This is a genomic window from Bradyrhizobium sp. 149 (genome assembly GCF_023073915.1).
Lineage (GTDB): Bacteria > Pseudomonadota > Alphaproteobacteria > Rhizobiales > Xanthobacteraceae > Bradyrhizobium.
This window is the reverse complement of sequence record NZ_JADPKK010000013.1, coordinates 285,084-298,207: the sequence shown is the minus strand read 5'-3', so window position 1 is coordinate 298,207 and position 13,124 is coordinate 285,084. Positions and strand designations below refer to the sequence as shown.

Genomic DNA, 13,124 nt, shown 5'->3' with positions numbered 1-13,124 from the left:
TGCCACGGCCCGGCGTCCCTGCAAACGGTTGTTTTTGGTTAACCGGTATCCGGAAGCCGCTCAATGCCTTGCGTCGAGACGCTGGCGAGCCCGTCACGGACACGAATGCCCGCGATCACGCGGTCGGGCGCGATCTCGGCCAGCGGCACCAGCACAAAGGCGCGCTCGAACAGATGCGGATGCGGCAGGGTCAGGTCAGGCTTCTGCATCGACACATCGTCATAGGCGATCATGTCGAGATCGAGCGTGCGCGGCCCCCAGCGCCGCTCCTTGTCGCGGGTGCGGCCGAATTTCTGCTCGACCTTCTGCATCACGAACAGCAGCGCATGTGGATCGAGGCTGGTGTCGATCTCGATGCAGGCGTTGATGAAGAGAGCCTGGTCCTCGTCGCCCCAGGGCGGGGTCGTGTAGTCGGCGGAGCGCGCGATCAACGCGGCCTGCGCCATGCCGCAGATATGGGCGATCGCCTTTTGGAATGTCGCGCGGACATCGCCGACATTGCCGCCGAGCGCGATCAGCACGCTTGCCATGTCAGGGATGCCGCGAGCGCGTCAGCATGATGCCGACGTCGTCGAAGATCGCGGCGATCGGCGCATGCGGCTTGTGCACGGTGATCTTCACGGCGCGGATGCGCGGGAAGTGCGACAGGATGGCATCGGCGACCGCGCCGGCCGCGCGTTCCAGCAGCTTGTAATTGGTGTTCTTGAACGCCGCGGTCGTGGTCGCCACGACTTCGGCGTAGGACACCGTATCGACGAGCCGGTCGGTGCGCGAAGGCTCCGACAGGTCGGTGTAGAGCTCGAGGTCGATGACGAAGCGCTGGCCGACTTCCGTTTCGTGATCCATCACGCCGTGGCGGGCATGGATCGACAGGCCGCTTACGAAGATCGTATCGGTCATTGCTTGCTCTCGATTGCGTGGGCGACCCGCAGGGCCTGCAAGGTCTCGGCGACGTCATGGGTCCGGATGATTTTTGCGCCACGCTGCGCGGCGATCAGATGCGCGGCGATCGAGCCGGCGAGCCGCTCTTTCGGCTCCGACGGCGACACCGAGGCGATGAAGCGCTTGCGCGAGGCGCCGACCAGGACCGGCAGGCCGAACATGTCGAATTCACGCAGCCGCGCCAGCGCAGTGATGCTCTGTTCGGCCGTCTTGCCGAAGCCGATGCCGGGATCGAGCACGATCTTGTCGTGGGCGATGCCGGCTTTCGCGGCTATATCCAGCGAGCGCAGGAAGAACGCTTTCATGTCCACGACGATATCGATCGCGGGATCGACGCTGTCACGGTTGTGCATGACAATGACGGGGGCGCCTTTTGCGGCGATCAGCGGCGCCATGCCGGCGTCGCGCTGCAGGCCCCAGACGTCGTTGGCGATGGCCGCGCCCTGGTCGAGCGCAAAGGCCACCACCTCCGCCTTCATGCTGTCGATCGAGACGGGCACGCCGAGCGCTACGACGCCTGATAGCACCGGCTCGAGCCGTGCCAGCTCGTCTTCCACCGTGACCGGCCGGGCGCCCTTGTAGGGGCGGGTGGACTCGGCACCGATATCGATGATGTCGACCCCGGCCTCGATCATCGCCCGCGCCCGCGCGAGCGCCAGCTCCGGCGCGATGAATTCGCCGCCGTCGGAGAATGAATCCGGAGTGACGTTGAGCACGCCCATGACCGCCGGGATCGGCCGCTCCAGCAGCGTCCGCAGCACGTCAGGCCCGACTGAACCGGCCGCCGGGACGGATGGGGAGGGCGAGGCATTCATGCGCGTGGCTTTGCGCGGTCGGGGAGGGGGAGTCAAGACGGGAAGGGGGCGTCAGCGTTTGGGCACGGCGTCGCACACCCTCGCTGCCATTGCCCGCTAAAGCGAGCAATCCGTTATTTCAGAGACAGTGCCGCGATACGGAGGAGCCGCGGCGCACTGGATGCCCCGCTTTCGCGGGGTATGACGGCGGAGTTGGGGCAAGCATTGTTGCCCATTGGGCAAAACGATGCCGAGAGAGTAGCGCGGCAACCCGTACGCGGAGAGGCAGCCCTAATAAGAAATCTTCGGCGGCAGCTTCTTCGCCCTTGCGATGATGTCGCCGACCGACTTCTCCGAGGGCAGGATGCGGAGGAGCTTTTTCTTCTCGTTGGCATCCCGCATGCTCTGGGCGAGCCGTGCCGGATTGCGATAGGCGAGCTCGCGCACGGTGGTGACGCCGGCGGCGCGGACCAGGCCGACCTTGGCTCGGCCCATGCCGGGGATGCGCATGTAGTCGGAGACGTTGGCCCATTCCAGCAGCAACTGCTCGCTGATGCCGGTCTTGGCGGAGAGCGCCTTGCGGCCCTTCACGGTCGAGGCCGCCTCGAGCAGCGCGTCGGTGGTGCGGATACCCTGCGCCTTCAACTTGTTGGCGGCAAAGGTCGACAGGCCCTCAATCTCGGAGATCGGATATGTCATGATACTCGATGTGAAATGCGCGAGCTTCAGGCGAATTGGCTGAGGCCCGGGGTCCCCGCGATGATCTTGCCCATCTGATCCGCTCCGATTTTGTCTCGGCCGAAGCGAAAAAGTTCACGGGCGACGTTCTGAATCTCGGACATGCCAAGTCCCAGGCCCATCAACCGCGTGCCGACCGCCATCAGGCCGCCGCCCATCAGCCGCGACAGTCCGCCGCCGGTTCTGGACGCTTCGATCGCCGCTTCTGCACCTGGAATGTGGTCGATCAGCACCTGGACAGTGTCGGAAGGACCCTCGTTGCGGAGGAAGCCCAGGATAATGCCGACGGTCTTTTCAGCGACAGCACTATCTATGCTGGCGTTTGTCGCCAGGCGCCCGATCAGCTCGTCCATATGGCCTGCCCCTCAGCCGGTTCACATGCCGGAGTATTGCTTTCGAAAACGATCTTGAGCCGGAGTGATTTGAAATACAAGCGATGAACGCCACCAACGTTCCGATTCATTCTCGAACGCGCGCTAAGTGTTGCAGCGATGCAAGAGCGGAGATGGAATCGGCAAGAAAATGCCGCGGTGCGAATGCGTCCTTCCTACTTTCGGCTGATGTCGCCCGCAAGTTTCCGACGATGTCGCATGCCCGGAGCGCGTTGAATGGTTTCAATCGGCACGCGACATGCGTTAAACTACGGAACTGGAGCTTCGAGTTTCGATGTGCGAAACACGGCAAAGAGATCAGAGAACAATGACCGCACAGGACAGCAAGCTCGGCGATACCGACGACAAGATCTTCGTCGGTAAAGGAAACGAGCAGGCATGGCTGACGCTGGCGTTCGCCAATCGCCACGGCCTCGTTACGGGTGCAACCGGAACCGGCAAGACGGTGTCGCTGCAAGTCATGGCGGAAGGATTTGCGCGCGCCGGTGTTCCGGTCTTCGCTTCCGACATCAAGGGCGACCTCTCCGGCATCTCCGAGGTCGGCGAAGCGAAGGATTTCATCGTCAAGCGCGCCACCGAGATGGGGCTGACGTTCCAGCCCGACCAGTTCTCGACGGTGTTCTGGGACGTCTTCGGGGAGCAGGGCCACCCGGTGCGGGCGACCGTGACGGAAATGGGCCCGCTGCTGCTCGCACGCATGCTCGACCTGAACGACGTGCAGGAGGGCGTGCTCAACGTCGCCTTCCGCGTCGCCGACGACAACGGGCTTGTCTTGATCGACATGAAGGATTTGCGGGCGCTGCTCGATGCCATCGTGCCCGACAGCGGCAAGAAGGGGCCGGACGCCGCGGCGGATCCGCTTGCCGACATTCGCAAAGCCGCGCAGGGTTTTGGCAACGTCACCAAGGCCACTGTCGGCACTATCCAGCGCCAGCTTCTGGTGCTGGAGAATCAGGGCGGCACCAAATTCTTCGGGGAGCCGGCGCTGACGCTGAAAGACTTCATGAAGACCGACCGCGACGGCCGCGGCATGGTCAATATCCTCGTCGCCGACAAGCTGCTGCAGAGCCCACGGCTTTACGCGACATTCCTGCTGTGGATGCTGTCAGAACTGTTCGAGGAGTTGCCCGAGGCCGGCGACCTGCCCAAGCCGAAGCTGGTGTTCTTCTTCGACGAGGCGCATCTGCTGTTCAACGACGCGCCCAAGGCGCTGATGGACAAGATCGAGCAGGTGGTGCGCCTGATCCGCTCTAAAGGCGTCGGCGTCTATTTCGTGACGCAAAACCCGGTCGACGTGCCCGACCGCGTGCTCGGACAATTGGGCAACCGGGTGCAGCACGCGCTGCGCGCCTTCACCCCGCGCGACCAGAAGGCGGTCGCCGCCGCGGCCCAGACCTTCCGGCCCAACCCGAAGCTCGACACCGCCAAGGTAATCATGGAGCTCGGCAAGGGCGAGGCGCTGGTGTCCTTTCTCGAAGGCAACGGCACGCCGGCGATGGTCGAGCGGGTGATGATCCGGCCGCCATCGGCCCGGATCGGACCGATCACGCCGGAGGAGCGCAAGGCGATCATGGACGCAAGCCCGGTGAGGGGGAAATACGACACCGCCGTTGATGCAGAGTCCGCTTACGAGATGATCCAGAAGCGCATTGCCGGCACGGCTGCGACTGCCGATCCCAGCGCGGCTGGTGGAATTGGAGGCGGCGGCATCCTCGGCCAGATCGGCTCGATGGTCGGCACCATCTTCGGCATCAACGTCAAGCGCGGGCGACTCTCGACGGGCCAGGTCATCGCGCGCGACGTGACCCGATCGGTCACCAACCAGGTGATCGGCGGAATGGCCGCCAACATAGGCAAATCGGTCGCCGGCCAGCTCGGTGGCTCGATCGGACGCACGCTGGTCCGCGGCGCGCTTGGCGGGCTGCTGCGTCGGTAGGCAAAAAGCCCCGTTTGAGGCAATTGGTCCGCGAACCCGCCGCTTGTGCGCGGCGGGAACAAATTCGGGTGAACAGGACTCTCCAAGCGTCCGTCGGTCTGCTAGGTGCTATGGCCCCTGACTGGACCACACCGTGACCTCATCTGAATCTGCCACTAAACCCCTCGCATTCCGAACTTTGTCGCTGCGTGCGCCGCTCGACCTGCTCTTCCTGCTCTGCTGCTTCATTCTGGTTGCCGATGTCCTCGGTCCCGAGATCTTCGGGCACGGCAAGACCAAGGATTACGGGCTGTGGTACTGGGCCGGGCAGCAGGTGTTGCAAGGGGGACCGCTCTATCCCGGCGACCTCCATGCGTACTTCGAGTTCATCTACCCGCCGCTGCCGGCGATCCTGCTGGCGATCCCGAGTTGGTTCGGCAAGATCGCGCTCTACACCGTGCTGTCGATCCTGAATGTTGCGGCGTGGTGGTACACCGGGATGTTTTCCAATGCCATGACCGGTTCGGGCCGCAGGCCCGGCCCCTGGCTGGAGGCGCTGCCCGCTGTCGTCACCGTCACTTTCGTGTTCGACATGTTCGATCTTGGCCAGCCGAACCTCGTGCTGCTGGCGATGATGCTCTACGGCTTCTGGAGCCTGCAGCATCAGCGCTCCTGGCTCGCAGGCTTCATGTTTGCGCTCGCCACCGCCATCAAGGTGTTTCCCATTGCGGTGCTGCCCTATCTGGTCTGGCGGCGGAATTGGGCGGCCGCTGTCGCCACGGTCGCCTTCACCGGCATCCTTCTCTATGTCGTGCCGGCGCCGATTCGCGGCTTCGAGCGCAACGCCGCCGAGGTCAAGACCTGGTATCGGGGCATGGTCGGCTCGAGTTCGGAAAAGGGATTTGGCCAGCGTGACGAGCAGAACTGGTCCTGGGTGAACCAGTCACTCATTGCTGTCACGCACCGGCTGGTCCGGCCGATCAACTACAATCAGGAAGATGCCAACAAGCCGCCGCGCACGATGAATGTCATCGACGTCGACTACAGCACGGCGAACTGGATCGTGCTGGCGCTGTCGGCGTTGCTCGGCCTCGGCTTCATTGCGGTCATGCCGCGGCAAGCCCGGCGTACGGCGCGCTCGGACGCCGAGGAGCTCGGCATCCTGTTCTGCCTGATGACGGTGGCATCGCCCTTGGCGCGGCAATACTACTTCATGTGGCTGTTCTTCCCGCTGACGGTGCTGATGCATCGTGCCGCCTTCGACGAGCGGGCGAACGTGCGCTTGGGAACCTGGCTCGCCCTGGGCGCCGCCGGTGTGCTCATGCTGCTGGCGCTGCCGTGGTTTCCCAATGTCTTTCAGGCTTGGGGCAATAACCTCGTCGCCACGGCGATCCTCGCAGGTGCGCTCGGATGGCACATCCGGCATCCGCCCGTCGCGGCTAGCTCCGACGCAGCGGCGGGGCTAAAAGCGCAGTGATCTTGAGACCCGATTTCTTCAGACATGAAAGTAGGGAACACGACCATGGCCAATGCACAGCTTCAATCCGTGCTCGACTACATCGACAAGGATTTCGATAACAGCCTGGAGCGTCTGTTCTCGCTGTTGCGGATCAAGTCGATCTCCGCCGATCCGGTCTTCGCGGCCGATTGCAAGATGGCGGCCGAGCATCTTGCCAAGGACATCGCGAGTCTCGGCGTTGCGACTGAAGTGAGGCCGACCGCCGGCCATCCCGCGGTCGTCGGCAAGAGCGTCGGGGGCGGCCGGCCGCATGTGCTGTTCTACGGTCACTACGACGTGCAGCCCGTCGATCCGCTCGATCTCTGGCACCGTCCGCCGTTCGAACCCGTGGTCACCGACCATGCCGACGGCCGCAAGATCATCGTGGCGCGCGGCGCCGAAGACGACAAGGGCCAGGTCATGACCTTCGTCGAGGCCTGCCGCGCCTGGAAGAAGGTGACGGGCTCACTGCCGATTGACATCACTTTCCTGATCGAAGGCGAGGAAGAGGTCGGCTCGAAGAACTTCGTGCCCTTCATCGAAGCCAACAAGGCCGAGTTCAGCGCCGATTACGTGCTGGTGTGCGACACCGGCATGTGGGACCGCGACACGCCGGCAATCACGACCTCGCTGCGCGGCCTTCTCTATGAAGAGCTGAAGATCACCGCCGCTAATCGTGACCTGCATTCAGGCGTGTTCGGCGGCACCGCGATGAACCCGATCCGGGTGCTGACCAAGATTCTCGGCGGGCTGTTCGACGACGACAATCGCATCACCATTCCCGGCTTCTATGACGGCGTGAAGGATGCACCGCCGGATATTCTGACGCAGTGGAAGAAGCTGGACTTCACGCCGGAGACGTTCCTCAAGCCAGTCGGGCTGTCGATACCGGCCGGCGAGAAGGGCCGGCTCCTGGTCGAGCAGGCTTCCACGCGTCCGACCTGCGACGTCAACGGCATCTGGGGCGGGTATATCGGTGAGGGCTCCAAGACGGTGATCCCGTCGCACGCGTCGGCAAAGGTGTCGTTCCGATTGGTCGAAGGCCAGGATCCCGCGAATGTCCGCAAGGCTTTCCGCGAGTATGTGTCAGCGCGGATTCCGGGAGATTGCAAAGTCGAATTCGGCGACCATTCCGCCGGGCCCGCGATTGCGCTCGACTGGAACATGAAGCCGCTCGCCGCGGCCAAGACCGCGCTGACCGAGGAATGGGGCAAGGAGACCGTGCTGATGGGATCGGGCGCCTCGATCCCGATCGTCGCCGACTTCAAGCGCACGCTGGGGCTCGACTCGCTGCTCGTGGGTTTCGGCCTCGACGATGACAACATCCACTCCCCGAACGAGAAGTATGACCTCCGCAGCTTCCAGAAAGGCATCCGCTCCTGGGCCCGCATCCTCGCGGCGCTGGCGGAGGTGAAGTAGGTCGCGAAAACTCTATCCTCGTCATTGCCGAGCGGAGAGTCCGCCGCACCAATAAAAACGCCGCCCGGAATTGGGCGGCGTTTCATTCCAAAAGGCGTAGAGGCTAGTTGACCGCTACCCTACACCAAAATCCCGAAAATTCAAGACCGGTACCCCGGCAGCTCGCGGTCGAGCTTACGCAGCAGCGGCGGCCACACGAGGTTGGTGGCGCGCAGCTCGGCGCGGTCGCGGTTGGCGAGCAGCTCGGTGTTCTTGTCGATCGCGACGTCGTCCACCGGGTAGACCGGCGTGCCCAGCGCGCGGGTACGCACCTGCATCGAGCAGGCGCGCTCGAGATGATACATGCGCTCGAACGCCGAGGCGACCGAGCGGCCTACCGTCAGCGTACCGTGGTTGCGCAGCAGCATGTGGTTGTGGTCGCCGAGATCCTTCTGGAGCCGCGGCCGCTCGTCGTGGTCGAGCGCGATGCCTTCATAGTCGTGATAGGCGAGGTCGTGGGTGACGAGCTGGGCGGTCTGGTTCAGTGGCAGCAGGCCTTCGGCGCTGCTCGACACCGCGGTGCCGTCGAGGGTGTGGAGATGCAGCACGCAGATCGCGTCCTCGCGCACCTCGTGGATCGCCGAGTGGATGGTGAAGCCGGCGGGATTGATGCTGTACTCGCTCTCGGAGAGCTGGTTGCCGTGCAGATCGACCTTGACGAGGCTCGAAGCCGTGATCTCGTCGAACATTAGCCCGTAGGGGTTGATGAGGAAATGGTGGTCGGGGCCGGGCACGCGCGCCGAGATGTGGGTGTCGACCAAATCGTCCCAGCCGTAGAGCGAGACCAGGCGATAGCAGGCGGCGAGATTGACCCGTTGCTGCCATTCGGCCTCCGTCATGTTCGACGGCACTTCCTTCAGGCGCGCTTCCGCTGGCGACATGGCTGATCTCTCCGAACATCGTTGTTGCGGGGAGGGAGCGTAGTCTCGGTGCTGGCCGGCGGCAAGGCGCTGAAAGCGCGGCAGTCAAGCGTTGCCCGCATGGAGAAAATTATTACGGCGCCGGGATCGAGAGCAGGCTGGAAATGCTGCTGCCACGGATGTCGTAGACACGGGCGAACACCACGTCGTCGCGCTTGATCTCAACCAGCACGGGCGCGGTGAGGCCCTTGCAGTAGAACTCACCGAGCGTCATGGCGAAATCGGCGGCATTGGAGTCCCAGCCGATGGTGAAGTCGGGGCCGAGCGCGACCTGGGCAGGACGCTGCGGACCGCACACGGCGACCTTCCATTTGCGGTTACGCGGCGGGACTTCCTGGCGTTCGACCAGCTGCTCGCGCAATTCGTCGGAGGCCTGCTTCAGCGCCAGGCCCCAATAATCCAGCATGAAGCGGTCGTCGGCGCCGCGCACGGTGCCGGCGATGTGGTTGAAATGCGTGTATTGATAGGGATGCAGCCGGATCATCTCGGCGAGCGAGAGCGCCAGGCCAAAGCAGAAGGTGGCGAGCACGACCGGCTGCCAGGTGCGGTGATTGGCTCGCAGGCGCTCCATGGCCCGGGCAAAGGCGACGCCGCCGAGCACCGCCATCGGCGGGATCACGAAGACGAAATGGCGGATGCCGTTGTACAGCGCCGGCCGCTTCACCATCGCGATCACGAGCGGCAGCGTCGCGGCGAGCGTGAGCATCAGCAGGATGGTCTTGCGGCGGGCCGGAACCTCGCGGCGCGGCAGCAGTGCGAAGGTGCCGATCACGGCGCCGAACATCAGCACCAGCATCACCTCGGGCAACTGAAGCGCGAACAGCGTCGGCAGATAGGACCAGGGCATGTCGGGCACGGATACGATTGCGCCGTCGAACATCTCCTTCCAGGGCTTCTCGAAGAAGTGCGAGAAGTAGGTCAGCGCCTCGAAGGGATTGCCGGGCTCCATGATCGACCACGGCCAGATCAGCCCCATCACGAGGTAGCCGAGCACAAGGCCGGGCAGCAGCACGTACACGACATGAGCGAAGCGGCGGACCGACTCGCGCAGGCCCTCGCTGCGCAGCTCCTCCAGCAACAGCGGCGTGAAGCCGATCACGGCGTAGACCAGCGCAAGGCCGCCGAGGATCCGGGTGCCGAGCGAGAGGCCGGCACCAAGGCCGACGATGAGGATCGTGCGCGGCGAAGGCTGCGGATATTCCTCGGCGAGGCGGACGAGACCCAGCATCAGGATGATCATGGCCACCGCGAAGGGCGCATCCTTCGGGTTCATGAACATGTGGCCGTAGAAGATCGGGCAGAGCGCGAGCAGCAAGAGTGAGGCGAGTCCCGCAAGGGGGCCACCGATACGGCGACCGAGCCGCCACGTCACCGCAAGTCCGATCACGCCGACGACGGCGCCGACCAGACGGCGTGTCTCGAACAGCTCGAGCGGAATCACCCTGTGCAGGAGGGCCGCGACCATGTCGAAGCCGCCACCATACATATACAGATTGGCGAAGGAGAGTGCCGCGGTGTCCTTGAAGCCGGAACCGAACATGCGCAGCAGCAGGTCGGCATATTCAGCGTGGGTGTAGTCGTCCCAGCCGAGCCCGTAGTCGCGGAAGGTCAAGCCTGCAACGACAGCGACCGCAGCCAGCACCAGCATGGCGAGATCGTCGCAAGTCCGTTCAACCGAGCGCCGCAGAGGCGTGTCGATCGGCGAAGTCGTGATGGCTGTCATGGCTATTGGTGACCCGGAATCCCCTCTTGGCCCTGCTGGCGCGCGCGGGCCGCTTCCCCGGAATCCCTATAGCGCAGTTCCATTACCAAGTAATTGGGCATTATGGCTAAATTCCTGATGCGACGCAGCAAATTCCACCAACTTGAGAGCAGTCTAGAAGTAGCGAGCCGTAGCTGAAGGGAATGTGAATAAGTCCCTGATTTCCTTCCCTTTAGGAACGCTGCCCATAATTCGCCGTTGGCGGGGAACACAGTATGACGGTATCGTGGCGTAACGGGTGTCGCGTGTGGATGCGCGGCCGGGGGTGAGTTCGATGACCTTGGCATTGTTGATCGCTGGGATATTCGCCGCGGTGGCGGGCCTCCTTGCGATCCTTTTTGGCTTCACAGTCAGGGAGTTCAGTCTCGGCAGCACCCTCATAATCTCCGGTACCATCGGCGTCTGCTCCGGAATGTTACTGGCCGGCCTCTATGTCGTCGTCGCGGAACTGAAGGGCATTGCCCGTCGGCTGGCTGGATCGATCGCATCGTCCGAGGTTCGGATCAGGCCCGTCCTGCCGGGCCTGGGGATGCCTGGTACGCCTGAACCGGCGGGCGCAGCGAAGATCGAGCCGGCGCCGCCATTGCCGGGCGCAGGGCCGCCGCCGTGGCAGAACGAAGCCGCCGCACGCGAGCGTCCGCGCATCGAGCCGCCGCCGGAGCCGGAGGTTCCGACCCCGCCTGAGGCTCCGGAACCGCCGCGCCGGCGCAACCTGATGTTCGCCTCGACGTCGCGCAAGGAGCGCGAGCGCGCGGAGGCGAAGACGACCGACGGCTTGCCGCCGCAGCCCCATGAAGAGCCCGCGGAGCCTGCCGCTCCTGAGAGTCCGCCTGCGAGCTTTGACGACGCCTGGCCGAAGCCGGATCGTATGAGGCCCCCGGAGCCGCCGGCCGCCTCGCGGCGCCCGCCGCCTCGGTCGCCGTCGACCTTCGCTGAGGCTGCCCCGCCGCCTGCACCCGAGTCGGCGCCAGCGGCCGAGCAGGCGCCCGTGACCGTGCTCAAATCCGGCATCGTCGACGGAATGGCCTATTCGCTCTATTCAGACGGTTCGATCGAAGCGCAGATGCCCGAGGGCATGATGCGCTTTGCCTCGATCGACGAGCTGCGCGCCCATCTCGAGCAGCGGGGGGGCTGAGACCTGGCGCACGCAAGTCTGGCGCAGGCAAGTAAAGCGCCCGCGTTCTCGTCGCTTTGTCAGTAAATCACCCATGCTCGTCAGTCCTCCCATTTCAGCCGAACGTATTGTTGACACGCAATACTTTGGCGTCGTCAATGCGTGAGACACAAGGTGGAGAAAGGTCGGGCCGATGTCGGATGCCGGGGCTAAGAATTTCATTGAGCTGACGGCGAGCATCGTGTCGGCCTATCTCAGCAACAATCCGACGCCTGCGGCTGAGATTCCGAACCTGATCAGCCAGGTGCATGGCGCCCTGGTGCGCGTTTCGTCAGGTCGTACCGAGACAGCCCAGCTCGAGCCGGCGAAGCCGGCGGTCTCGCCGAAGAAGTCGATCGCGCCCGATTATCTGGTCTGTCTGGAAGACGGCAAGCGCTTCAAGTCGCTGAAGCGCCATCTGCGCACCCAGTACAACATGACACCGGAGCAATACCGCGAGAAATGGGGCCTGCCGGCCGACTATCCCATGGTCGCGCCGAACTATGCGGTGGCCCGCTCGCAGCTTGCCAAGCAGATGGGACTGGGACAGCAGCAGCGGAAGCGGAAGTAGCTTCTCAGGAAGCTTCCGCGAGGGCTTCTTTCGCGTCGGTCTTGATACGCTCGACCATCGAGCGCAGGCCGTTGGAGCGCTGCGGCGTCAGATGATCGCGAAAGCCGAACTCGTCGAACACGGCAATGGCGTCAGTCGCAAGAATCTCCTGCGGCGTACGGCCGGAGTAAAGCGACAGCACGATCGCCACCAGGCCGCGCACGATGTGGGCGTCACTGTCACCGCGATATTTCAGGATCGGCGCGCCGCCATCGCGATGATCGATGAGCTTCTGAAGCCAGACCTGGCTGACACAGCCATTCACCTTGTTCTCGGCCGAATGCTCAGCCTCGGACATTGGTTCCAGGGTGCGGCCGAGCTCGATGACGTACCGGTAGCGGTCGTCCCATTCGTCCAGAAGCTCGAAATTGTCCCTGATTTCGTCGATCGTCGTCATGCTGGCCCGTGTTCCCGTTCAGGCCAATATAGGGACGCAAGGCCGTGAAATCGATAGGGTTTGGGGCTAATTCGCTGGCGCCGGCGCCGGGCCGCGCCATTCCAGCGCGAGGTCGTCCTGGGACAGGGTGTCGCGCGGCGCCTCACTCGTTGCGGTGTCGCCTTCGCCGGCCAGCGCGATCGAGCCGGTGTGGTCGGGCGCCTTCTTGTCGGGCTTCTCGAGCTGCTCTTTCTTGTCGTTGATGATCTGGTAGATCTTGCGCGCGCCATCCTGCGCGCGTTGGCCGATGATGGTCGCGGCCTGTCCGCCGACCTCGCAGGCCGCGGGCTGGCGCTTGCAGAACTGGGTCACGTCGGAGACGGCCGCGGTCGCAGCCTGCACCGCGTCGGCGGCGCCGATCTGCGGCAGCTTGTCCGATTCGGGCGTCTTGTCCCGCGGCAGGAGCACCAGCACCAGCCCGAGCCAGAATGTGATGCGAAGCAGAAAGCGCATCTTGCGACCTGTATGTTAGATCCCGCCGCGGCGATCTCCGCGGATGTCGGACC

14 protein-coding genes are annotated in these 13,124 nt (G+C 64.1%); 5 read left to right on the top strand and 9 right to left on the bottom strand.

The features are described 5' to 3' along the window. Window positions 1-38: 38 nt before the first annotated feature. The 5 genes from folK to IVA88_RS06815 all read right to left on the bottom strand — a co-directional run bounded on the left by folK (window position 39) and on the right by IVA88_RS06815 (window position 2,827). Window positions 39-530, bottom strand: a complete 492-nt coding sequence (folK, locus tag IVA88_RS06835; RefSeq protein WP_247496519.1) for a 2-amino-4-hydroxy-6-hydroxymethyldihydropteridine diphosphokinase — start codon at window positions 528-530, stop codon at window positions 39-41. Between the two features lies 1 nt (window position 531). Continuing rightward, window positions 532-900 (bottom strand): dihydroneopterin aldolase, encoded by a 369-nt coding sequence (gene folB, locus IVA88_RS06830; protein ID WP_247496518.1) that lies wholly within the window; start codon window positions 898-900, stop codon window positions 532-534. Next, the gene (folP, locus tag IVA88_RS06825; protein ID WP_247496517.1) at window positions 897-1,757 is read right to left on the bottom strand and encodes a dihydropteroate synthase; all 861 of its coding nucleotides are present in this window, start codon (window positions 1,755-1,757) and stop codon (window positions 897-899) included. The genes folB and folP overlap by 4 nt, the downstream gene beginning before the upstream one ends. Before the next feature lie 270 nt (window positions 1,758-2,027). Then, complete coding sequence (locus tag IVA88_RS06820) at window positions 2,028-2,435, bottom strand: DUF4332 domain-containing protein (RefSeq protein ID WP_247496516.1); 408 nt, start codon at window positions 2,433-2,435, stop codon at window positions 2,028-2,030. A 26-nt stretch (window positions 2,436-2,461) separates the two neighbouring features. Continuing rightward, window positions 2,462-2,827: a DUF2267 domain-containing protein gene (locus IVA88_RS06815; RefSeq protein ID WP_247496515.1), complete on the bottom strand. Its 366-nt coding sequence runs from the start codon at window positions 2,825-2,827 to the stop codon at window positions 2,462-2,464. 346 nt (window positions 2,828-3,173) lie between these two features. On the opposite strand from IVA88_RS06815, the gene IVA88_RS06810 reads away from it, so the two are divergent. From IVA88_RS06810 to IVA88_RS06800, 3 genes are all read left to right on the top strand, one after another. Next, window positions 3,174-4,802, top strand: a complete 1,629-nt coding sequence (locus IVA88_RS06810; protein WP_247496514.1) for a helicase HerA-like domain-containing protein — start codon at window positions 3,174-3,176, stop codon at window positions 4,800-4,802. 133 nt (window positions 4,803-4,935) lie between these two features. After that, a complete protein-coding gene (locus tag IVA88_RS06805) occupies window positions 4,936-6,258 on the top strand; it encodes a glycosyltransferase family 87 protein (RefSeq protein WP_247496513.1) in 1,323 nt (440 codons plus the stop codon). Window positions 6,259-6,303: 45 nt separating this feature from the next. Then, window positions 6,304-7,698, top strand: coding sequence for a M20/M25/M40 family metallo-hydrolase (locus IVA88_RS06800; RefSeq protein ID WP_247496512.1), 1,395 nt, complete (start codon window positions 6,304-6,306; stop codon window positions 7,696-7,698). A 140-nt stretch (window positions 7,699-7,838) separates the two neighbouring features. On the opposite strand, the gene IVA88_RS06795 is transcribed toward IVA88_RS06800, so the two are convergent. Together IVA88_RS06795 and IVA88_RS06790 are read right to left on the bottom strand one after the other, a co-directional pair. After that, complete coding sequence (locus IVA88_RS06795; protein WP_247496511.1) at window positions 7,839-8,618, bottom strand: class II aldolase/adducin family protein; 780 nt, start codon at window positions 8,616-8,618, stop codon at window positions 7,839-7,841. A 112-nt stretch (window positions 8,619-8,730) separates the two neighbouring features. Continuing rightward, window positions 8,731-10,380: a glycosyltransferase family 39 protein gene (locus IVA88_RS06790; protein WP_247496510.1), complete on the bottom strand. Its 1,650-nt coding sequence runs from the start codon at window positions 10,378-10,380 to the stop codon at window positions 8,731-8,733. Between the two features lie 313 nt (window positions 10,381-10,693). Here IVA88_RS06790 and IVA88_RS06785 point away from each other — a divergent pair, with 313 nt between their 5' ends. Together IVA88_RS06785 and IVA88_RS06780 are read left to right on the top strand one after the other, a co-directional pair. After that, a complete protein-coding gene (locus tag IVA88_RS06785) occupies window positions 10,694-11,554 on the top strand; it encodes a DUF308 domain-containing protein (protein WP_247496509.1) in 861 nt (286 codons plus the stop codon). Window positions 11,555-11,726: 172 nt separating this feature from the next. Continuing rightward, window positions 11,727-12,143 (top strand): MucR family transcriptional regulator, encoded by a 417-nt coding sequence (locus tag IVA88_RS06780; protein WP_247496508.1) that lies wholly within the window; start codon window positions 11,727-11,729, stop codon window positions 12,141-12,143. 4 nt (window positions 12,144-12,147) lie between these two features. Here the strand turns inward: IVA88_RS06780 and IVA88_RS06775 are convergent, their stop codons facing one another. Together IVA88_RS06775 and IVA88_RS06770 are read right to left on the bottom strand one after the other, a co-directional pair. Then, entirely contained in the window at window positions 12,148-12,579 is a 432-nt protein-coding gene (locus IVA88_RS06775; protein ID WP_247496507.1) for a SufE family protein, read from the bottom strand. 66 nt (window positions 12,580-12,645) lie between these two features. Further along, window positions 12,646-13,071 (bottom strand): DUF5330 domain-containing protein, encoded by a 426-nt coding sequence (locus IVA88_RS06770; RefSeq protein WP_247496506.1) that lies wholly within the window; start codon window positions 13,069-13,071, stop codon window positions 12,646-12,648. Window positions 13,072-13,124 lie beyond the last annotated feature (53 nt).

Excerpts from the sequence above, each read along its gene's own strand:
- folK (WP_247496519.1), bottom strand. The coding sequence starts at position 530 with ATGGCAAGCGTGCTGATCGCGCTCGGCGGCAATGTCGGCGATGTCCGC.
- folB (WP_247496518.1), bottom strand. The coding sequence starts at position 900 with ATGACCGATACGATCTTCGTAAGCGGCCTGTCGATCCATGCCCGCCAC.
- folP (WP_247496517.1), bottom strand. The coding sequence starts at position 1,757 with ATGAATGCCTCGCCCTCCCCATCCGTCCCGGCGGCCGGTTCAGTCGGG.
- IVA88_RS06820 (WP_247496516.1), bottom strand. The coding sequence starts at position 2,435 with ATGACATATCCGATCTCCGAGATTGAGGGCCTGTCGACCTTTGCCGCC.
- IVA88_RS06815 (WP_247496515.1), bottom strand. The coding sequence starts at position 2,827 with ATGGACGAGCTGATCGGGCGCCTGGCGACAAACGCCAGCATAGATAGT.
- IVA88_RS06810 (WP_247496514.1), top strand. The coding sequence starts at position 3,174 with ATGACCGCACAGGACAGCAAGCTCGGCGATACCGACGACAAGATCTTC.
- IVA88_RS06800 (WP_247496512.1), top strand. The coding sequence starts at position 6,304 with ATGGCCAATGCACAGCTTCAATCCGTGCTCGACTACATCGACAAGGAT.
- IVA88_RS06795 (WP_247496511.1), bottom strand. The coding sequence starts at position 8,618 with ATGTCGCCAGCGGAAGCGCGCCTGAAGGAAGTGCCGTCGAACATGACG.
- IVA88_RS06790 (WP_247496510.1), bottom strand. The coding sequence starts at position 10,380 with ATGACAGCCATCACGACTTCGCCGATCGACACGCCTCTGCGGCGCTCG.
- IVA88_RS06785 (WP_247496509.1), top strand. The coding sequence starts at position 10,694 with ATGACCTTGGCATTGTTGATCGCTGGGATATTCGCCGCGGTGGCGGGC.
- IVA88_RS06780 (WP_247496508.1), top strand. The coding sequence starts at position 11,727 with ATGTCGGATGCCGGGGCTAAGAATTTCATTGAGCTGACGGCGAGCATC.
- IVA88_RS06775 (WP_247496507.1), bottom strand. The coding sequence starts at position 12,579 with ATGACGACGATCGACGAAATCAGGGACAATTTCGAGCTTCTGGACGAA.
- IVA88_RS06770 (WP_247496506.1), bottom strand. The coding sequence starts at position 13,071 with ATGCGCTTTCTGCTTCGCATCACATTCTGGCTCGGGCTGGTGCTGGTG.